The sequence below is a fragment of the Sphingobium sp. FG125 genome, assembly GCF_057809795.1.
The window spans coordinates 1-18,626 of record NZ_JBMDKQ010000007.1 but is presented as its reverse complement, the minus strand read 5'-3'; the positions used below and the strand labels follow the sequence as shown (position 1 = coordinate 18,626).

Sequence of the window (18,626 nt, the reverse complement as noted above, 5' to 3'; positions counted from 1 at the left end):
AACCGTACCATCCAGTATGAAAACTGCCATTGCCGCCGTTGCAAGGCCTTGTCAACAAAATTACCATACTCTATGGTACGGTTTAATGACTAACCTGGATACCTCTCCTCCCCCCAGCAGAAGGGAAGCGCGCAAGCAAGACCGGCGCGACGCTATCCTTATGGTTGCAGAAGGATATTTCCTGGAGCATGGCTATGCTGGGACGACCATGTCGGGCATTGCAGCGGCGCTGGGCGGGTCCAAGGGGACGCTGTGGAATCATTTTCCGTCCAAGGAAGCGTTGTTCTCCGCCGTCGTCGATCGGGTGGCGACAGCCTATCGCGTGCAGCTCTCGCAAATCCTAGATCCATGTGGCCTGCTCAAGCCAACGCTGCTGCGCGCCTGCCGCAGCCTGCTCGACAAGGTGTGCTCTCCGCAAGCCATCGCCTTGCACCGGCTGATCTATGCGGAGGGCGCACGATTTCCCGAACTCAGCCGGATTTTCTTCGAGCTTGCACCCCGCCACACGCGTGCGCTGCTCGCGGATTTCATTGAGGGCGCGATGGATCGCGGCCAGCTCAGACAGGCTGATCCGGCCGACGCCGCCCGCGTGTTGATGGCCTTGACGATGGCTGGCAGTCATCAACAATTGTTGATCGGGCTGATCGAACAGCCCTGGGTGGAGGCCATGCACGCAGACGTCGCACTGGCAGTCGATCTGTTCTTGCGCGCCTATGCTCCCGATAGCGCGCCGCCCCCGGCCGGGCAGAGCGCATAGCCCCGCCCCCTGACCGTGCGCAACAGCGGCCAGTCAAACCCTCGGTCGATCTTCGCGCGCAGCCGCGACATATGCACCTCGACACTGTTGGTGCCGGGATCAAACTCCAGCCGCCACACCGCGCGTAATAGCGCGTCGCGGCTGACCGCCTCCCCCGGTCGCCGCGCCAGATGGAGCAGCAGCGCATATTCGCGCGCCAGCAGCGGGATCGCCCGGCCCGCCCGTTCGACCTGCCGATCGACCAGATGAATCAGCAGGTCACCCAGCCGCAGCCGGGGCTGGTCGTCGCGCGCCAGTCGAATGATCCGCGCCACCGCCTCCCCCTCATGCATCCACGGGCCGACAACATCCTGCGCACCCCCCTCCAGCGCACGGGCGCGGGCGGCAGGATCGTCCACGCCCTGCCACAATATCGTCGCATTGCTGATGCTGACCCGTGGCGGATCACTGCCCGCCCCCTGCATCGCCAGATCGAAGCCGCGCGCGCTCAGCGCCCGTGCCAACGGTGCGAAATCACTGCCCAATCCGTGACAATCGACCCGCCTGCCCACCCGTCATCCACCAATAACTGACCCGCTGCATCCGACCGCCGACACAGCGCAAAGACAAGCCAATCCCTATCCATTGTGGACAGATCGCAGTGCCGCCTCACCCGCGAACCGGATCAGCGGGCTGCTGCTGCGCGCGCCGGATTCCCAATGCGCCAGTCGCGCCGCGCCGGTCAGCCGGGTGCCGATTGCTTCCCAAGCCGTCCGCCGCATTGCGTCAGCAGGATGGCGCGCGGCGAAATCCTGGGCCAGGTCGATCGCATTACCGCTGTCGCACCCCACCGCCAGTTCCAGCAGCAATTGCGCGCTGGCCACGGTCATACATTCGGCGATCGTGCTGCGGACGGTGTCGAACCGATATTGCCGCCGCCAGCCCTGATCGGGCGCGCTGGCCAATATGTTGAGCGAGACCGACAGCGAATCAGGCGGCAATTGCGCATGAATGTCGCGATTGGCGCGGTAGAGCAGCATCCGCCCCTGCGACAAATGGCTGCGCTCCACGAAACGCAGCGCCACAGCCTCTCCCGCCGCGCCCGCGACATCGCCGTCATAGGTGTAATAGTCCGACCCATAGCCCGGTCCCAGATAGCCGATGGTCAGGAAATCAAAGCCATGATCGTGCGGCACATGATAGAGGAAGGGGGCCGGACCACTCATCCGCACCACATGGTCGCGTTCGGCCGGCCAGAAGGCGGCGCGCAGGACATATTTGCCCCTGGGCGGGCGCAGCAGCATGACCTGCGCCGAATAGGGATTGGCCTGCCGCTGCCCCGCGCAGCGCGTCTTGAGTTCGGCAATCGCGAAATCGGCGAGGAAATCGCGGTTGCGCGACAAGGCCCGCAGCATCGGTGCGGCAGCCGCCAGCCCCTCCTCGCAGCCGGGATCGAAGGCCGGGCTTTCGCACCAGTCGACCAGCGCATCGAGGGCGATCACTTGGTCATCGGGCGCCGGGTCGATCAAACGGGGCATGGCACAGCCCCGATCTGAGTCAGCGTCCGCGCCGCCAGCGCCCGAACCTCCGCGTCGCTCTCTTCCTGCGCCATGGTGCGCAACGCAGGCAAAGCGCTTGCCGTATCGAGCGCCAGATATTCGCGCATCACCGCCCAGCGCTGCGCGGCAAGCGGCGTGTCGAGCGCCTCGGCAAATTGCGCCGCCGCATCGCTACGCCCCTGCGTCCGTAGCAGCGACAGCAGCATCAGCGCGCGGGCATGGCCCTCATCGGCTTGCGCTTGCGCCACCAGCGCCCCGGTCGCGGCCTCATGGATATGCGAACAGACCGGCCCTTGCCGAGCGACCTGCGCCCGCAACAGCATCAATGGCCCGTCGCCCGGCCATATGCGCAGCGTCTCGTATCGCTCATCCAGTTCCAGCAGGTCGCCCACTGCGCAATGCCGCTCGCCTGTCGGCACGGCCCGCCCCTGCTCCAGCCGAAATCCCTCGCCTCGCAAGGCGCGGTTGAGCGGTCGGCAGAGCATATGGCGACCGGAAAAATGCACCCGCGATCCCGCTTGCTCGACCGGGTCGATCACCGTTGCCGACAGCCAGATCCGCTCGGTCCGCGCCAGCACCAGATGCCGGGCCGCACCGCTTCGGCTGGCGCGAAAGCCTGGCAGGTGCATGGGATCGGCGGTCATCGCCGCGCAGCCCTGCGCCAGCAGATCGGTGAACCAGCCAATGTCGTGCAAAAATGGCCGGATCAGCGCCAGCGCCCGGCCAAAGGGCGCTTCCTGTGCCGCGGCCACCGCCTGCCCCAGCGCCGCCCCCGCCGCGCCTGGCGTCACGGCTGGTCGATGATTGCGATCACGACGTCCATCAGGCTGATGTCCAGCACATCGCCATCCTGCAATCCGAACAGGCTGGCCCCGGCGGGCAGGTCGGCAATATCGTCAATGGCCAGTTGCGGTACGGCCTGTGGCATGAGCATCCTCCTTCTGTGGGTCGCAAAGGGGGAGGCTATGGCGCGCGCCGGCACCAGACCAATTAAATGAAATTAATCGTGGCTACCCTCCGTTAACCATTTCTTTGCGCGGCAATCCTATCCTTTGGAGCGCAGCAAAAGGGTGGAGCCATGCAGATCTTCAAGCGCAATCGCAGCCGTCGGCCTGACGATCAGGACATGAGCGAAATCGCACGCCCCCAGCGCCGCCTGCGCATCCTGCTGATCGATGAAAATCCCACCGCGCGTGCCGTTGTCGCCCGCCGTCTGTCGCATCTGAACTATGATGTCGCGCTGGCGGAAAATGGCTTTGTCGCGATCAACCTGCTGGTAACGCGCCCGGTCGACATCATTCTGATCGACATGGGGCTGACGATGCTGTCCGCCGTCGCGACGATGAAGAAGATCCGCGCCGCGAACCTGGCCGTCTCCGCCTGCTTCGTCATGCTCACCGGGCGGCTCGACAGCCAGTCTACGGTGGAGGCGTTGGATGCCGGGGCCGACGACCATGTCGTCAAACCCTTTGATTTCGACGTGCTGGACGCGCGCCTGCGCCATCTGTGCCTGCGCGCCGAAACGCTGGGCACGCTCACCCGCCACAATGCCGAACTCGACGCCCGCATCGCGCGCCGCGCCGTGGAACTGGGCGAAACCCGCGAAACCTTGCGCGAACTCCAGGTCGACCGCGCCCGTCTCGTCTCCTCGATCCAGGCGCTGCACGATGAAGTCGAACGATTGAGCGCACGGCAGGGCTGAGCCACACACCAAAAAAAAGACCCAACCTCCGTTCGTTTCGAGCGAAGTCGAGAAACGGTGGCGCGGTGTGTGGTTTCTCGACTTCGCTCGAGACGAACGGATGTGGTCAGGCTATCGCCCCGTCCAACGTAACCCAGAGCGACAGCCCCTCACCCGGTTCATCGGGCGGCGTATCCGCGACGATCCGCGCGGCATCAGCCCGCGCCCGGTCGAGGATCACCGCTGGCACCGATGCCGGGTGATAGACCCGATCAGCCTCCCCCAGCAGCCGCGCCGCGCGCAAAGTCAGATCGTCGGGATCGCCCGACAGCAAGTGGATCGCTACCAACCGCGAAGGTTCCACCTGCCCCTCCGCCGCCAGCCAGCCCTCCAGCGCGTCCACCGCATCGGCGCGCAGCGGGTCGATCATCCCGCCCGGCGCCAGCCCCGCGTCAATCCCCCGTCGCCGCGCGCCTGCATCCGCCCAGCGCGCCTTGATCGCCCCGCGCGCCGCAAACAGCGCCTGCGCCAACGCACCCAGCCGCGCCGGGAACAGCGCCTCCAGCCTTTGCCGCAACGCCTTGGCCAGTCCCGCCGACGCTCCGCCCGTGCCGATCGCGATCAGCACCGGATCGCGATCCACGATCGCAGGCAGGGTGAAATCGCACAGGTCAGGATTGTCGGTCGCATTGACCAGCACCCCGCGCGCCCGCAACCGCTCCGCCGTCGCCGCGTCCCCGTCGGACACGATCGCGATCCGCGCCGCGCCATCCTCCTCACCCACGATTCTCGCGCCCGCCCGCTCCAGCAGGCGGCGCTTGGCCTCCGCTGCCTCGCCGTCCCCGGTCAGGATCACCGGCCTGCCCGTCAGGCGCAGAAAGACGGGCAGGCTGTGCATCAGTCGGCCAGCCAGTCGGGGATCGAATCACCCGCGATCAGCGCCTCTACCGGCGGACGCGCGCGCACCACTGCCCATTTGTCGCCCGACACCAGCACTTCGGGCGTCAGCGGACGGCTGTTATATGTCCCCGCCATCGTCGCGCCATAGGCACCCGCAGTCATGAAGGCGACCAGATCGCCCGCCGCCACCACATCCATGTCGCGCCCCATGGCGAAAGTATCGCCCGTCTCGCACACCGGCCCCACCACATTGGCAGCCACGCGCTGCCCCACCGGGGTCACCGCGCGAATATCATGCCAGGCGTCATAGAGGCTGGGACGCAGCAGGTCGTTCATCGCCGCGTCGACGATGACGAAGGGTGCCTGCGCGCCCTGCTTCACCCGCACCACCCGCGACAGCAGAGCGCCCGCATTGCCCACGATCACCCGGCCCGGCTCGAACATCAGCCGCACCGGCCAGCCCTGCGTCACCCGGCATACCATCTCGCCATAGGCGGCGGGGCTTGGCGGCACCGGCAAAGCAGGGTCATAAGGCACGCCCAGGCCACCACCCAGATCGGCAGTGCGAATATCATGGCCCGCGTCCCGCAACGCCGCGACCAGCGCGCCGACCTTGGTAAAGGCCGCCTCCAGCGGCGCGAGATCGGTCAGTTGGCTGCCGATATGGACGGCGACGCCCTGCACATCCAGCCCCGGCAGATCGCGTGCAGCGGCATAGCTTTCCAGCGCGCGATCATAGGGGATGCCAAACTTGTTTTCCGACTTGCCGGTGGAAATCTTGGCATGAGTGCCAGCGTCCACATCCGGGTTGATCCGATAGGCCACCGGCGCGCGCTTGCCCATCGACAGCGCGACTTGCGACAGCATTTCGGCTTCCGGTTCGCTTTCCAGATTGAACTGGTAAATGCCATGGTCCAGCGCCAACCGCATTTCCTCAGCCGTCTTGCCCACGCCGGAAAAGACGATGCGGTCCGCCGGAATCCCCGCCGCGATCGCGCGCAACAATTCGCCGCCCGACACCACGTCCGCGCCCAGACCCAGTTTCGCCAGCGTCGCCAGCACGGCGGCATTGGGGTTCGCCTTGACCGCAAAGGCGATCAGCGGATTGTCGAGGGTCGAAAGCGCCTCGCGAAACACGCTGACATGGCGCGTCAGCGTCGCGGTCGAATAGACATAGACCGGCGTACCGACCGCATCGGCAATCGCCGCCATCGGCACCTGCTCCACCTGCATGGCACCGTCCACATAGTCGAAATGGTCCAAATTCGCGTCCTTAGTCTCTTATTGGGGCCGCTTTTCGGGCGGCAGGTCAAATTCGTCCGCCGCGCGCTTTTGCGACTGGGTCAGCAATTCCACATTGCGTTGCGGCCGCGCCTGGGTCGATGGCGTCATCAACTCCGCGCCCGTCGGCGCGGTCGCCGCGCCCACAGGCACCGCAGGCAATTCCTGCCCCATCAGAGGCTTCAACGGTTGCCGCCCGCCACAGGATGCCAGCGCCAGCCCCGCGCAGGCCAGCCCCGCGATTGTCCGAAGCGTCATGATCCCAATTCCTCCAATGCCTGCGCGATCCGCGCCCGCACCTGCACCGGCGCCGTGCCGCCATGGCTCATCCGGCTGGCGACCGACGCATCAACCGTCAGCACCGCATAGATGCGCTCGTCGATCCGCGCGTCAATCTCCTTGAGCGTCGCGATCGGCAACTGGTCGAGCGGCACGCCCGCCGCCTCCGCCGCCGCCACCGCGCGTCCGGTGATGTGATGTGCCTCGCGGAACGGAATGCCCCCTTCGCGCACCAGCCAGTCAGCAAGGTCTGTCGCGGTCGCAAAGCCGCTTTCGGCCAGCCCGCGCATCCGGTCGGTGCGGAACGTGACCGTTTCGATCATCCCGGTCATCGCCGCGATCGACAGGCCCAGCAGGTCGTGCGCCTCGAACACCGGCGGCTTGTCGTCCTGCATATCCTTGGAATAAGCGAGCGGCAGCCCCTTCATCGTCACGCACAAAGCCGTCATGCAGCCCATGATCCGCCCGGCATGGCCACGCACCAGTTCGGCTGCGTCCGGGTTGCGCTTTTGCGGCATGATCGAGCTGCCGGTCGAATAGGCGTCGGGCAGTTTGACAAAGCCAAAGGGCTGGCTCGCCCAGATGATGAACTCCTCGGCCAGCCGCGACAGGTGCAAAGACGCCTGTGTCGCCGCCATCAGATAATCTAGCGCAAAATCGCGGTCGGACACGCTGTCCAGGCTGTTGTCGGTCGGCTTGGCAAAGCCCAAAGCCGCCGCCGTCGCATGCCGATCGATCGGAAAGCCGGTGCCTGCCAGCGCCGCCGCGCCCAGCGGACATTCATCCGCCCGCACCCGCGCATCGGCAAAGCGGCTGCGGTCGCGCCGCACCATTTCATAATAGGCCATCAGATGATGCCCCAGCGTTACCGGCTGCGCCGACTGTAAATGGGTAAAGCCCGGCATCACCGCATCGGCATTCTCATCCGCCCGCGCCAGCAAAGCGCGTTGCAGGCCGACAAGGCCCGCCTGCACCTCGTCGATCGCGTCGCGCACCCACAGGCGAAAATCGGTCGCCACCTGATCGTTGCGGCTGCGCGCCGTATGCAGTCGCCCGGCGGTCGGCCCGATCAGCGTGGCCAGCCGCGATTCGGTGACCATGTGGATATCTTCCAGGTCCAGGTCCACCGGCACGCCATCGGCTGCATATTCCGCCGCGATCCGGTTTAGCCCTTCGGTAATCGCCTGCGCATCCTCGCCCTCGACTATGCCCTGCTTGGCCAGCATCGCGACATGCGCCTTTGATCCTGCGATATCCTGCTTCCACAATCGCTTGTCGAACGGGATGGAGGCATTTATCTCGCGCATGATCGAAGCGGGGCCGGCCGCAAACCGGCCACCCCACATGCTGTTGGAGCCTTCCCCCTTGGAACCTGTTTCGCGCGCGCTGATGTTACTGCTCCTGACCGCTGCTTTGGCGGCCTGCGATAGGCAATCGCCGCCCGCTGGGCAAGCCAATGCAAGCATGAGCGGTGAGGTTCCCGCGTCAGGCAATGCGACACAGGGAGACGGCGAATTCAGCTACCGGCTGGACCGCAGCAAGGCGGGCACCCCCGCCCCCACCTTCGCCTTCCAGAATCCCGACGGGGGGGAGGCGACCCTGCAGGATTTCGCCGGACGCCCGCTGCTCGTCAATCTGTGGGCGACATGGTGTACGCCCTGCGTCGCGGAAATGCCCACGCTGGACCAGATCGCGGCAACCTACGGTCCCAAGGGGCTGGCGGTGCTGACCATTTCGCAGGACACGCAGGGCGAAAAGGCGGTCAAACCCTTCTTCGCCAAACACCCCCTGCCCCACCTGAAAGGCTGGGCCGACCCCGACAATCATTTCGGTTTCGACTATGCCACCGGCCTGCTACCCACCACCGTCCTCTACGACGCGCAGGGGAAGGAAATGGTCCGCGTCATCGGCGCGATGGATTGGGAAGGACCAGAGGCCAAGGCGCTGATCGACGCCGCCATGGCCTCCTGACTCCCAAGTCATCCTCCCCTTGCAGGGGAGGTGGCAACGCGAGGCGTTGACGGAGGGGTGTCGCCCTATCGTTAGCGCGACACCCCTCCGTCTGGCTGCGCCAGACACCTCCCCTACAAGGGGAGGATATATTTTGGTACGCAGTCGCACACTCTGCCGATGCATTCGCAGGGCAATTCCATCACCCCAGATTAGCTGATATCGCCTCAACCGCACCAATTCACAAAACTATAATTTTTGTGCAGCGCAATAGAGGATTGCCGCTGCCCCTTCGTCATTCCCCCTGTCATCAATAATGCAAAAAGGGGGCATGAATGACACGGATATCCGCGCTTAAACTCTCACTGATCCTCGCTTCGTCCTGGTCCGCCTGCGCCATCGCGCAAGACGCGCCGCAGGAACCGCAGGTTGACGAAGGCACCGCCATCATCGTCACCGGCACCCGCGCCGTCGGCATGCAGGCAGCAGACAGCGCCGCGCCGATCCAGGTTTTGAGCGCGGATGCGATCGCCCATGTCGGCCAGCCGAACCTCAATCAGGTGCTGACCCAGATCGTCCCCAGCTTCACCGCGCAGACGCAGGGCACCGATCTGTCCAGCTTCTCGCTGTCGGCCCGCCTGCGCGGCCTCAGCCCCAACCACACGCTGGTCCTCGTCAACGGCAAGCGCCGCCATGGCAACGGCATCCTTCAGGTGCTCGGTGCCTTCTCCGGCTCCGCCGCGCCCAGCATCGACCTGATCCCGCCAGACTCGGTGGCGCAGGTCGAAGTGTTCCAGGAAGGCGCCGCCGCCGTATATGGCACGGACGCCATTGCAGGCGTCATCAACTTCATCCTCAAGGATGATGCCGAAGGCGGCTCGATCAAGATGACCGGCGGCCAGCATTATGACAGCGAAGGCGAACTTTTCTCCATCTCCGGCAATTATGGCGTCAAACTGGGGGAAGATGGCTTCATCAACCTCAGCCTGTTCCACCGCCGTCAGGATTATACGACCCTGGGTGAAGGCCAGGTCCAGGTCACGAAACTGGACGGTACGCTCCAGCCCAACGCGCCTGCCCAATGGTCGAACCTGACCGGGGACGCGCTCGCCGGAATCAATGGCGGCCAGCCCAAGACCGAACTCAACCTGTTGTTCTACAATGCCGGCTATGATTTTGGTGGTGTCGAAGTCTACAGCTTTGGCAGCCTCGCCCGTCGCGAAGGCTGGGCCAAGCAAGGTTACCGCCATCCCAAGCGCATCTGCTACGAAACCGGCAATCTGGGTGGCGGTGTCACGCCTGCGGCCTACAACCCCAATATCTGCTACAGCGACACCGGCATCAACGGCATGGTTCCGCTCCAGCATGTGATTGAAGATGAATATAGCTTCACCGTGGGTGCCAAAGGCGAAGTCGGAGGGGGCTGGAATTACGACCTCAGCACCACTTACGGCAATCAGAAGAACGACATCTGGACCGAAAAATCGGCCCATCGCGAAGTCTGGCAGGAAAGCTTTGCCGCATCGCTTCTGGGCGTCGGCGTCCCCAACACGCCCGACAAGGCTTATGATGGCGGCTTCCGCCTGAGCCAGACCACGGTGACCGCCGACATCCGCAAGGAATTTGACCTCGGCATGGCCGCCCCGCTGACCTTCGCCTTCGGTGGCGAATATCGCAAGGACACCTATGAAATCGTCCAGGGCGATTTCTATTCGACCTACAAGACTGGTGTTCAATCCTTCCCCGGCTACAAGGCGACCGATGCCGGGCGGTTCAAGCGCAGTTCGCGGGCGGGCTATATCAACTTCATTGCCCAGCCGGTCGATGGCTGGACGGTCGATCTGGCCGGTCGCTACGAAGATTATACCGATTTCGGCGACACTTTGATCGGCAAGATCACGACCCGCTATGACTTCTCCGACGCCATCGCCATTCGCGGCACCGCCAGCACCGGCTTCCGCGCGCCGACACTGGCCGAACAGAAATATTCGACCATCAACGTGGGGCCAACCAGCGCCGTCGCCCAGCTTCCCGCCGGTACGCCAGCCGCCGCGCTGCTCGGCTTCGGTCCGCTCGGCCCGGAAAAATCAAAGAACTTCTCGGCCGGTCTCGTGCTGCGCCCCGTTCCCAAGCTGGCGATCACGGTCGATGCCTATATGATCAAGATCAAGGACCGCATCGCTGCCACCGCATCGCGTAATGCCGTCCAGGGCGGCGTGGTCCAGCCCGGCGCAGCCGCGATCTTCGACGCACTGGCAGCGGCAGGTATCGTCCTCGACACCGCGCTCCAGACTGTCGGCGTGCAAAGCTTCACCAACGGCATCGACACCAAGACCACCGGCGTCGATTTCTCCATCGCCTACCCCGTCTCGCTGGGCTTTGGTTCGCTCAATCTTTCGGTCAACGGCAACTATAACAAGACCAAGATTACCAAGAACAAGGTCGGTTACCCGCTGTTCAACGCCGCGTCGGAAAGCAATATCGAAGACACCACGCCGAAATATAAGGTCGGCTTCGGCGCACTGCTCAAGGCGGACAAGCTGACCGTCAACCTGCGCGAAACCCTCTATGCCAAGCAAAGCGTATTGGTACGTCCGGGCGTTGGCGGCGGGATCATGCCGGACGGCGCCTTCACGATCGCCGACGGGGCGGTGGTTGGCGGTGTCAATGCGGGCCAGCGTTACTTCAATGGCGTGGTCAAGCAGGCGGTCATCACCGATCTGGAAGTCGGCTATGATTTCACCGACTTCGTGACCTTTTCGATCGGTGCGAACAATCTGTTCGACAAGATCCCCGAAGTCCCCAAGCTGGTGACCGGCACCGGCGTCGTCATCCCCGCTGGCGTGTCGCCTTACCAGAACGGCTCCGGCTCCTATAACAGCCCCTACGGCCATGGCGCCTATGGCACATCGGGCGGCTATTATTACGCCCGTATCGATTTCAAATTCTGATCAACATTTAGACCATGTCACGAAGGAAGGGCCGGTTCGGAAACGCACCGGCCCTTTTTCTTGTCCGGCAGGAATATCCATGACGCCTCTTCCCCTCCTCGCCGCACTCGCCCTGACCATCGCGACGCCGGCCATGGCGCAACAGGCGATGCCCGCCACGCTGCCCTTCTCCCCCGCCGTCCGCGTCGGCGACACCCTCTATATGTCCGGCCAGATCGGGCAGGTTCCCCAGGGCATGGACCCGCACAGGGAAGGCTTCGACGCCGCCGTGCGACAGGCGATGGATTCGATCGGCAAAATCCTGGCCGACAATGGCCTGAATTTCGGCCATGTCGTCAAATGCACGGTGATGCTGGACGATATGGCCGACTGGCCCCGTTTCAACGCCGCCTATCTGCCCTATTTCAAGGGCAAACGCCTGCCTGCCCGCAGCGCCTTTGGCACCGATGGGCTGGCGCTGGGCGCGCCGCTGGAAGTGGAATGTGTCGCCGCTTACCCATAACCACCTCCGTTCGTTTCGAGCGCAGTCGAGAAACGATAGCGCAGTGGTCGCGTTTCTCGACTACGCTCGAAACGAACGGATATTGGGTTCAGATCGCCAGGGCCTCCCGCACCAGCAACACCGGCACGCCATCACGCACCGGATAGGACAGCCCCGCCGCATCGGAGACCAGCGCCCCGCGCGCGCCATCCCAGCGCAACGGCGTCCGCGTCACCGGGCAGACCAGCTTGGCCAGCAACCAGGGATCGACCGGAGCGTCACCAGTCATTGCATCGTCGCGCCGCCATCGCGCTCGATCCGGCCGAAAATCTGCATCAGCTGGATGATCAGCTCCGACCGTTCGCCCAGCGTATCGGCCTCCAGCAAAGTCTGCTTGGCCGCCGCATCGAACGGCGCGATCTGCGCGATGCCGTTGACCAGCGCCATATCGTCCAGCCGCGACACGGCGGTCCAGTCCACGACATAGCCCAGCGCATCGGCAAAGCGGCGCGATTCCTGCTCCAGCGCCGCCCGCTCGACCGCATGCAGCACTTCATCTTCCTGCGGCGCCTGCATCACGTCCGCCTCGATCTGGCGGAACTGGGTCGTCACCGGCAATTCGCGCACCACCTTGAACCGCGCCAGCCCGGTCAGGATGATGTTGAACCGCCCGTCGTCCAGGGCCTCGATATGGCTGACATGGCCCAGGCACCCCATGTCGAACAAGGGTGGCACCGGCCCCTCGCCACGCGGCTGGATCATCCCGATTCGCCGGTCGCGCGCCATCGCATCATGGATCAGCGCGCGATACCGAGGCTCGAAAATATGCAGCGGCAAATCCATGCCCGGCAACAGCAGCGCGCCGGAGAGCGGGAATATCGAGACGCGGGCGAGTGGCACCGGGCGGGCCGTCAGGCGAACAAGATCTGCGACAGCTTGCGACGCTGCGCCGATACCCAGGGATCTTCCAGCCCGACCGCCTCGAACAGGGTCAGCAATTGCGTGCGCGCCGCGCTGTCGTTCCACGCCCGGTCGCGGCGAACGATCTCCAGCAGCGCCTCTGCCGCGCCGTCGCGGTCGCCATTGGCCATCAGCCCGCCCGCCAGCTCGAACCGCGCGTCATGATCGTCAGGGTCAGCCGCAAGCCTGCTCTCCAGCCCGGACAGGTCGGCCACCGGCTTGGCGTCACGCGCCAGCGCAATCGCCGCGCGCGCGCGATCAACCGCCTGATCCTTGGCCGCATCCGTTGACAGCGCGTCCAGCACCGCTTCCGCCTCATCCAGCTGCCCCAGCACCACCAGCGCCCGCGCCTGACCCGACGCCACATCGGCATGGTCGGGCACCATCTCGGCAATCTGGGTGAAAATCGACAAAGCCCGCTCGGCATCGCCCACCGCCAGCGTCTCTTCCCCCATCGCGATCAGCGGCGCGATTTCCTGCTCCTGCGCCTTTTCGTCCGATTCGATCGGCAACTGGCCCAGCAACTGGTCGAGATATTGCTTGAGCTGCCCCTCTGTCCGCGCCTGCGACAGGTCGGCGACCGGCTGGCCCTGAAACACGGCATAGACGGTCGGGATCGACTGGACCCGGAACTGGCTGGCGATGAAGCCATTTTCGTCGACATTGACCTTGACCAGCTTGACGCCCTTGGCCGCATAATCGGCGCACACCTTCTCGATGATCGGCGTCAGCTGCTTGCACGGGCCGCACCATTCGGCCCAGAAATCCACGATCACCAACTGCGTGCGCGAAGGCTCCACCACATCGCGGCGAAACGCCTCCACGGCCAGCTTGTCGGCCTCGCTCATTCCCAGGGTCGCCACGCTTTCATCTCCTGCCACTGCGGTATGTCGCCGCCTCCATAGCCCGCAATATGGGGAGCGTCACCCTCCCCGCGCAAGGTCAGGAAAAGCAAGATATTAGAAGGTATAGCCGATCCCGATCGCGCCTAGAAACTGGTCCTTCGACCCGGCAATCGACACCACCGGCGAATCGGCATAACGACCCAGCATCCGCGAATAACCAAGCGCGCCGACGATCACCCAGCCCTTGCGAATGTCACCCGACAGCGAATAGCCACCGGTCAGATTGGCGTTCACCCGCCGGAAACCGGAATCGGCGCCGCCCCGCGTATAGACCGGCAAACCACTCGCCAGCGCGCCAGCCGCATCAATATCAGAATAATAGCGCCCGAATTTCTTGCCGACATAATCCGCCGACACGCCGATCCCGGCAAAGCTGCGGATCGACAGCGGTGTGAAATATTCGATCGCCGGTGTGACGATATAGCTTTCATGCGCGCCCGCGACATCCTTGGTCACGGCGACCCGCGCGCTCAGATTGTCATAGGCGCTGGTGATGATCCCGGTCTTGCCGATGCCGACATAGCCGCCAAGCTCGATTGCCGTATCCCGCTTGCCCAGCGCCTCGACCGCATTGTCCTTGATCTGCTTGCGGCTGGTCCGGTCCATCCGCACGCCAACGACCGGGCCAAGCTGAAAGTCGATGCCGCTATCGTCCCGGTTGGGAATGGCATCGAAAAACAGCACGGGGCCACGGGTGAAGAAGGCATGGTCCTTCACTTGGCCGCGCAACTGCGGGCCAACGATCATCCGGGAATCGTCGGACCCTTCATAGGTGGGGACAGAAGCGACGCCAACGCCGATGGTCAGGCTGCTGCGATCCTGTGCCTCCTGCGCCAGCGCAGGCGCCGCCGCCACGAAAGGAAGGGTGAGGAGAAGAATGCGGGAAAGCTGGTTCATAAGGCCCCTGTTCAGCCAATGTCGGTCGGCCCAAGAATGTTTCACGACGGTTACAGGTTCCGCCTGGCATTCCTACAGGAAATATTTGAGGCGGATGCCCTGCTCCACCGGCGCGCCTGCGACCGCAAAACTGGCCGACCGGAAACTGGGCGCACCAAAGCGCAGCACCGGATTGCGCGAAAAGCCGACCCCTTCGCGCGGGATGCCCGCGAACGTGTCCAGCTTGCCATTGCCATTTTCGTCATGGACGATCGCAATGGCATAGGTGCCCGGCGCCACAGTGCCGATCGTCACCGCGCCGCCCTTGGCTGCTACCGCAAAATGCCTTTTGTCGGGGTCATGGCTGCAATCGGGGAAATATTTTGGCACCCGCGTTACGCACACCAATATCTGCCCCTTGGTCGACCGTAGCCCCTCCAGCGCCATGCTGAGCGGTTGCGGCTGGCCAACCGGCGCGGCCCCCACCAGCGCCAGGACCAGCGCGCCCAATGCCCAAAGCCGCCCCGTCACGCGCGCGCCTTCGCGGTAAAATCGCCAAGCCCCCGGTCGGTGCCGCACAATCGGTCCCAGACCCGGAAATAGAGGCCGTAATTGCAGCTATACAGGTCATGATGCCGCTGATGATGGGTCGCGGTGATCAGCCACTCGCCCAGCGGCCCGCGCACCATCCAGCGCGGGAACATCTCCCACCCCATATGATTACTCACCCCCATGATCGTCATGATCGTCAGCACCACCCCCAGCGCGCCGACATGGATGGGGATCATGAACACCAAAGCCGGGATCACCACCGCCCCGGTCAGCGCTTCCCAGGGATGAAAGCTCATCGCTGCCCAGGCGGTCGGCGGGCGGCTGGCATGATGCACGGCATGGGCGATGCGAAACGGCCTTGGCCGGTGCATCGCGCGATGGGTCCAGTAAAACCATGTGTCATGCGCGGCGAGATAGAGCAGCACCGACACCGGCAGATACCAGAGCGGCAATGCCGCGACATCAGTATAGATGCGCGTCCACCCCCGCGCCTGCCATCCCCATGCGACGATCCCGGCGGGGACGCCGTAAATCAGCGCGGACAGCAAAGACCAGCCGATTTCGCGCCGCATCTGCCGCTCCAGCCCGCGATACAGGCCCGGCTGACGCACCCGCGTCGCCAGCGCAAAACCGCCACTCGCCAACAGATAACGCACGCCGACAATGGCGCTCATCGCCAAGGCGGACCAAAGAATAGCTGCGACCATGTAGGGGCTATACAGATTTCTGGATGGGTGACGAATAGGGTTGGTCGAGATTTCGTCCAGATGAAGCCGAAAAGCGTGATTTTCGAGTAACTCGGAACGAGTCACGTGCCTCGTTCCGACGCAGCGTACTTAAAGTACGTGAGCACCGGAACGCAGAAAAGCGCGCTTTGCAGGCCATCTGGGCGGAATATCGGCCAACCCTAAGTCCGCGGCCGCGCCTGCCGGTAACTCCCCAGCATCCGCACCCATTTGGTATGGAATTCCAGTTCCGCCAGCGCCCGGTCGACCGCCGGATCGCCCGGCATCCCCTCGATGTCGCAGAAAAATTCGGTCGCCGCGAAACTTGCGCCGCGCTGATAGCTTTCCAGCTTGGTCATGTTGACGCCATTGGTCGCAAAGCCGCCCATCGCCTTGTAGAGCGCGGCGGGGACATTTTTCACCTCGAACAGGAACGTCGTCATCACCGGCCCGACATTGGCGACCGGCATTTTCGGCTCACGCGCCAGCACCAGGAAGCGCGTCATATTATCGTCGCTATCCTCGATATTCTCGGCGATCAGGCGCAGCCCGTACAGCTCCGCCGCCAGATAGGGCGCAATCGCCCCTTCGCCGGGCAGGCGATTTTCCGCCACCAGCGCCGCCGCACCCGCCGTATCGGCATAGGCGACCGGCTGGATGCCCCGTTCGCGCAGATAGTGACGACACTGGCCCAGCGCCTGCGGGTGGCTGATCGCGCTTTTGACCGGGCTGTTGTCGGGCGCCATCAGACAATGGCGAATCCGCAGGAAATATTCGTCGATGATTCGCAAACCCGATTCGGGCAGCAGGAAATGCATGTCCGCCACCCGCCCGTGCAGGCTGTTTTCGATCGGGATGATCGCCCGTGCCGCCTGTCCATTGCGCACCGCGTCGATCGCATCCTCGAACGCGAAACAGGGCAAAGGCACGCAATCGGGCGCATAACCGAGCGCCGCCAGATGCGAATTGGCGCCCGGCGCGCCCTGATAGGCGACGGCGCGGGCCGGGTCGGCGGCGGCTTTTTCAGCCAGTTGCGCGACAATCGCGCGCGCGGGGGCGGGATAGTTTTCCATGGAGGACTGCGCGCTTAGGCAGTTGCGCGGGGCCGCGCAAGCATCGGCAGGCCAACCGCAAAGCAGCCCTGCGCATTTGTGGCGTCAAGCCGGGTTGCACGTTCGCGTGTCCGCCATTATGGCAACGGCCAAGAGGGGGCGCCAAGACAGCCGCCCGAACAGAAATGCAAGGGAAATCGAGCGAAATGGGCGATCGTTTCAATACCGTAGCGGGCTGGGCGCTGTTCGCGGGCATTATTGCGCTCGGCGGCGCGATCGTCAGTTCCAAATTCTTCCATGACGAACGGCCCGAAACCATGGGCTATGCGATCGAAGGCGTCGAAGCCGAAGGCGAAGGCGCAGCCACCGGCCCCGGTCTCAACACCCTGCTCGCCACCGCCGATGTCGCAGCGGGCGAAAAAGTGTTCGCCAAATGCGCCGCTTGCCACACCGTCACATCGGGCGGTGCCAATGGCATCGGTCCCAACCTGTTCGGCGCGGTCGGCAAGGCCCATGGCCATGTCGCAGGCTTCGCCTATTCCGAAGCATTGAAGTCGGTGCCTGGCAACTGGACCTTCGAGGCGCTGGACAAATGGCTGAAAAGCCCGCGTGAATATGCACCCGGCACCAAGATGACCTTTGCCGGCCTTGGCAACCCGGTCGATCGCGCCAATCTGATCGCCTGGCTCAACACGCAGGGGTCCAACCTGCCGCTGCCCGCCGCCGACGCGGCTCCGGCTGCCGAAGGCGAAAACGCCGCCGAAGCGGGCAATGCCGCCAACGCAAGCGAAGCCCCGGCAGCAAACGCCGCCAACGCCAGCGAATAAACATCGCTGGAGGGCAAACGACAACGGGCGCAGCACGATTGCTGCGCCCTTTGTCGTTTTGGCTGCTTGCGCCCGCAGTAAAAGCGGCCTTAGCGTTTAACGTGATGGCCGAGTTGGGTGGATAGGGGACGGTCCGGTTTTGGCGAGGTGACCGGCGATAGCTGACGCTCGGCAGTTAGAAAATCATTCGGCAGCAATCGCCCCAGAAGCGGATATTAGGGCGCGGCGCGTTCAACGGTAACGACGACTTCTGCGTCGTCCCCCCAGTCCCTTTTACGATCATCGCGAGCCTTCACGATCCAAGATGCAAACTCGAGAAGGAACGATAACACCGGCTCTCGCGCTCGTTTAATCACCACCTTATAGGGTGGCTGCACCTTGTTGAGGTCAAGATAGTAGATCATCGTTTCCAGAAAGGCGTCCGCGTTACGGCCGTGCCATTCTACGGAGCCAAGAGCATCGGCCAGCGCCTCGTAGAAGTCGAGTTCCGACCTCCAATCGCCGCCATCAAGTTCGATCGTCTGCATCTGGTTAGAATAGCGTGCCTTCGCGACCACTCAATGACCGCTAACCACCAAATTAAATCATTCACCCTTCAACTTGCCATTTGAATGAGTGACTGGTTTCAGGAATGCGGATGGCAACGAGCGAGCGACATAGAATGGTCGATACTAGGCCCAGCTCACCTAAGCTTTTTGGGCTTCTGCCACCGGCTATAAGCGCCTTTGATCCCGACAATTAGCAACATACACCCAAATGCCAACATATCCCATGGGCGGAGGTCGGCAAGCCAGAGGGCCAAATAGCCGATGCCAAGGCCCGATGGCAGCCATACATTGATAGCGTATTTATCAGTCCGGATGAGGTGGATGGCTCCCGCTCACGGCATCTAAGTGCCAAGATGGGTTTGC

At 63.8% G+C, this 18,626-nt stretch carries 22 protein-coding genes; 6 read left to right on the top strand and 16 right to left on the bottom strand.

Annotated features, from left to right (window positions below; translation table 11 throughout):
• Positions 1-85: 85 nt before the first annotated feature.
• Entirely contained in the window at positions 86-757 is a 672-nt protein-coding gene (locus ACODSR_RS08340) for a TetR/AcrR family transcriptional regulator (protein WP_489075485.1), read from the top strand.
• Here the strand turns inward: ACODSR_RS08340 and ACODSR_RS08335 are convergent.
• The 4 genes from ACODSR_RS08335 to ACODSR_RS08320 form a co-directional block, all read right to left on the bottom strand.
• Positions 712-1,260 (bottom strand): winged helix-turn-helix domain-containing protein, encoded by a 549-nt coding sequence (locus ACODSR_RS08335; protein WP_489075483.1) that lies wholly within the window; start codon positions 1,258-1,260, stop codon positions 712-714. The two genes, ACODSR_RS08340 and ACODSR_RS08335, sit on opposite strands and share 46 nt — an antisense overlap.
• Positions 1,261-1,374: 114 nt before the next feature.
• Positions 1,375-2,274, bottom strand: a complete 900-nt coding sequence (locus ACODSR_RS08330; protein ID WP_489075481.1) for a transposase — start codon at positions 2,272-2,274, stop codon at positions 1,375-1,377.
• Entirely contained in the window at positions 2,262-3,086 is an 825-nt protein-coding gene (locus tag ACODSR_RS08325) for a HEAT repeat domain-containing protein (protein ID WP_489075479.1), read from the bottom strand. Before ACODSR_RS08325 ends, ACODSR_RS08330 begins: the two co-directional genes overlap by 13 nt.
• The gene (locus ACODSR_RS08320) at positions 3,083-3,223 is read right to left on the bottom strand and encodes a hypothetical protein (protein ID WP_489075478.1); all 141 of its coding nucleotides are present in this window, start codon (positions 3,221-3,223) and stop codon (positions 3,083-3,085) included. Before ACODSR_RS08320 ends, ACODSR_RS08325 begins: the two co-directional genes overlap by 4 nt.
• Before the next feature lie 150 nt (positions 3,224-3,373).
• Here ACODSR_RS08320 and ACODSR_RS08315 point away from each other — a divergent pair, with 150 nt between their 5' ends.
• The gene (locus tag ACODSR_RS08315) at positions 3,374-3,997 is read left to right on the top strand and encodes a response regulator transcription factor (protein ID WP_489075476.1); all 624 of its coding nucleotides are present in this window, start codon (positions 3,374-3,376) and stop codon (positions 3,995-3,997) included.
• Between the two features lie 106 nt (positions 3,998-4,103).
• Here the strand turns inward: ACODSR_RS08315 and ACODSR_RS08310 are convergent, their stop codons facing one another.
• The 4 genes from ACODSR_RS08310 to argH are packed head-to-tail and all read right to left on the bottom strand — an operon-like array spanning position 4,104 to position 7,782.
• Complete coding sequence (locus ACODSR_RS08310) at positions 4,104-4,874, bottom strand: precorrin-2 dehydrogenase/sirohydrochlorin ferrochelatase family protein (RefSeq protein WP_489075474.1); 771 nt, start codon at positions 4,872-4,874, stop codon at positions 4,104-4,106.
• On the bottom strand, positions 4,874-6,139 hold the full coding sequence (gene lysA, locus ACODSR_RS08305; RefSeq protein WP_489075472.1) for a diaminopimelate decarboxylase: 1,266 nt from the start codon (positions 6,137-6,139) through the stop codon (positions 4,874-4,876). The genes ACODSR_RS08310 and lysA overlap by 1 nt, the downstream gene beginning before the upstream one ends.
• Before the next feature lie 18 nt (positions 6,140-6,157).
• Positions 6,158-6,415 carry a hypothetical protein gene (locus ACODSR_RS08300; RefSeq protein ID WP_489075470.1) on the bottom strand — a complete coding sequence of 86 codons (258 nt, stop codon included), beginning with the start codon at positions 6,413-6,415 and terminating at the stop codon, positions 6,158-6,160.
• On the bottom strand, positions 6,412-7,782 hold the full coding sequence (argH, locus tag ACODSR_RS08295) for an argininosuccinate lyase (RefSeq protein WP_489075468.1): 1,371 nt from the start codon (positions 7,780-7,782) through the stop codon (positions 6,412-6,414). Before argH ends, ACODSR_RS08300 begins: the two co-directional genes overlap by 4 nt.
• 43 nt (positions 7,783-7,825) lie before the next feature.
• On the opposite strand from argH, the gene ACODSR_RS08290 reads away from it, so the two are divergent.
• The 3 genes from ACODSR_RS08290 to ACODSR_RS08280 all read left to right on the top strand — a co-directional run bounded on the left by ACODSR_RS08290 (position 7,826) and on the right by ACODSR_RS08280 (position 11,839).
• Positions 7,826-8,407 carry a TlpA family protein disulfide reductase gene (locus ACODSR_RS08290; RefSeq protein ID WP_489075814.1) on the top strand — a complete coding sequence of 194 codons (582 nt, stop codon included), beginning with the start codon at positions 7,826-7,828 and terminating at the stop codon, positions 8,405-8,407.
• Between the two features lie 314 nt (positions 8,408-8,721).
• Positions 8,722-11,337, top strand: a complete 2,616-nt coding sequence (locus ACODSR_RS08285) for a TonB-dependent receptor plug domain-containing protein (RefSeq protein WP_489075466.1) — start codon at positions 8,722-8,724, stop codon at positions 11,335-11,337.
• 79 nt (positions 11,338-11,416) lie between these two features.
• Positions 11,417-11,839, top strand: coding sequence for a RidA family protein (locus ACODSR_RS08280; RefSeq protein WP_489075464.1), 423 nt, complete (start codon positions 11,417-11,419; stop codon positions 11,837-11,839).
• A gap of 88 nt (positions 11,840-11,927) precedes the next feature.
• Here ACODSR_RS08280 and ACODSR_RS08275 read toward each other — a convergent pair whose 3' ends face one another.
• From ACODSR_RS08275 to ACODSR_RS08245, 7 genes are all read right to left on the bottom strand, one after another.
• Entirely contained in the window at positions 11,928-12,107 is a 180-nt protein-coding gene (locus tag ACODSR_RS08275) for a Trm112 family protein (RefSeq protein WP_489075462.1), read from the bottom strand.
• Positions 12,104-12,718, bottom strand: a complete 615-nt coding sequence (locus ACODSR_RS08270) for an LON peptidase substrate-binding domain-containing protein (RefSeq protein ID WP_119746310.1) — start codon at positions 12,716-12,718, stop codon at positions 12,104-12,106. Before ACODSR_RS08270 ends, ACODSR_RS08275 begins: the two co-directional genes overlap by 4 nt.
• 11 nt (positions 12,719-12,729) lie before the next feature.
• Positions 12,730-13,641: a tetratricopeptide repeat protein gene (locus ACODSR_RS08265; protein WP_489075460.1), complete on the bottom strand. Its 912-nt coding sequence runs from the start codon at positions 13,639-13,641 to the stop codon at positions 12,730-12,732.
• A 96-nt stretch (positions 13,642-13,737) separates the two neighbouring features.
• Positions 13,738-14,580: a MipA/OmpV family protein gene (locus ACODSR_RS08260; protein ID WP_489075458.1), complete on the bottom strand. Its 843-nt coding sequence runs from the start codon at positions 14,578-14,580 to the stop codon at positions 13,738-13,740.
• Positions 14,581-14,652: 72 nt separating this feature from the next.
• The gene (locus tag ACODSR_RS08255) at positions 14,653-15,006 is read right to left on the bottom strand and encodes a DUF2141 domain-containing protein (RefSeq protein WP_489075812.1); all 354 of its coding nucleotides are present in this window, start codon (positions 15,004-15,006) and stop codon (positions 14,653-14,655) included.
• An 80-nt stretch (positions 15,007-15,086) separates the two neighbouring features.
• Positions 15,087-15,818: a sterol desaturase family protein gene (locus tag ACODSR_RS08250; protein WP_489075456.1), complete on the bottom strand. Its 732-nt coding sequence runs from the start codon at positions 15,816-15,818 to the stop codon at positions 15,087-15,089.
• A 200-nt stretch (positions 15,819-16,018) separates the two neighbouring features.
• A complete protein-coding gene (locus tag ACODSR_RS08245; RefSeq protein WP_489075454.1) occupies positions 16,019-16,909 on the bottom strand; it encodes a prephenate dehydratase in 891 nt (296 codons plus the stop codon).
• Positions 16,910-17,094: 185 nt separating this feature from the next.
• Between ACODSR_RS08245 and ACODSR_RS08240 the strand changes: the two genes are divergently transcribed.
• Positions 17,095-17,715 (top strand): c-type cytochrome, encoded by a 621-nt coding sequence (locus tag ACODSR_RS08240; protein ID WP_489075452.1) that lies wholly within the window; start codon positions 17,095-17,097, stop codon positions 17,713-17,715.
• Positions 17,716-17,930: 215 nt separating this feature from the next.
• On the opposite strand, the gene ACODSR_RS08235 is transcribed toward ACODSR_RS08240, so the two are convergent.
• The gene (locus ACODSR_RS08235) at positions 17,931-18,242 is read right to left on the bottom strand and encodes a barstar family protein (RefSeq protein ID WP_489075450.1); all 312 of its coding nucleotides are present in this window, start codon (positions 18,240-18,242) and stop codon (positions 17,931-17,933) included.
• Positions 18,243-18,626: the final 384 nt, after the last annotated feature.

Excerpts from the sequence above, each read along its gene's own strand:
- ACODSR_RS08250 (WP_489075456.1), bottom strand. The coding sequence starts at position 15,818 with ATGGTCGCAGCTATTCTTTGGTCCGCCTTGGCGATGAGCGCCATTGTC.
- ACODSR_RS08240 (WP_489075452.1), top strand. The coding sequence starts at position 17,095 with ATGGGCGATCGTTTCAATACCGTAGCGGGCTGGGCGCTGTTCGCGGGC.
- ACODSR_RS08255 (WP_489075812.1), bottom strand. The coding sequence starts at position 15,006 with ATGGCGCTGGAGGGGCTACGGTCGACCAAGGGGCAGATATTGGTGTGC.
- ACODSR_RS08300 (WP_489075470.1), bottom strand. The coding sequence starts at position 6,415 with ATGACGCTTCGGACAATCGCGGGGCTGGCCTGCGCGGGGCTGGCGCTG.
- argH (WP_489075468.1), bottom strand. The coding sequence starts at position 7,782 with ATGTGGGGTGGCCGGTTTGCGGCCGGCCCCGCTTCGATCATGCGCGAG.
- ACODSR_RS08315 (WP_489075476.1), top strand. The coding sequence starts at position 3,374 with ATGCAGATCTTCAAGCGCAATCGCAGCCGTCGGCCTGACGATCAGGAC.
- ACODSR_RS08285 (WP_489075466.1), top strand. The coding sequence starts at position 8,722 with ATGACACGGATATCCGCGCTTAAACTCTCACTGATCCTCGCTTCGTCC.
- ACODSR_RS08275 (WP_489075462.1), bottom strand. The coding sequence starts at position 12,107 with ATGACTGGTGACGCTCCGGTCGATCCCTGGTTGCTGGCCAAGCTGGTC.
- ACODSR_RS08245 (WP_489075454.1), bottom strand. The coding sequence starts at position 16,909 with ATGGAAAACTATCCCGCCCCCGCGCGCGCGATTGTCGCGCAACTGGCT.
- ACODSR_RS08330 (WP_489075481.1), bottom strand. The coding sequence starts at position 2,274 with ATGCCCCGTTTGATCGACCCGGCGCCCGATGACCAAGTGATCGCCCTC.
- ACODSR_RS08260 (WP_489075458.1), bottom strand. The coding sequence starts at position 14,580 with ATGAACCAGCTTTCCCGCATTCTTCTCCTCACCCTTCCTTTCGTGGCG.
- ACODSR_RS08320 (WP_489075478.1), bottom strand. The coding sequence starts at position 3,223 with ATGCCACAGGCCGTACCGCAACTGGCCATTGACGATATTGCCGACCTG.
- ACODSR_RS08340 (WP_489075485.1), top strand. The coding sequence starts at position 86 with ATGACTAACCTGGATACCTCTCCTCCCCCCAGCAGAAGGGAAGCGCGC.
- ACODSR_RS08310 (WP_489075474.1), bottom strand. The coding sequence starts at position 4,874 with ATGCACAGCCTGCCCGTCTTTCTGCGCCTGACGGGCAGGCCGGTGATC.
- ACODSR_RS08280 (WP_489075464.1), top strand. The coding sequence starts at position 11,417 with ATGACGCCTCTTCCCCTCCTCGCCGCACTCGCCCTGACCATCGCGACG.
- ACODSR_RS08290 (WP_489075814.1), top strand. The coding sequence starts at position 7,826 with ATGTTACTGCTCCTGACCGCTGCTTTGGCGGCCTGCGATAGGCAATCG.
- ACODSR_RS08235 (WP_489075450.1), bottom strand. The coding sequence starts at position 18,242 with ATGCAGACGATCGAACTTGATGGCGGCGATTGGAGGTCGGAACTCGAC.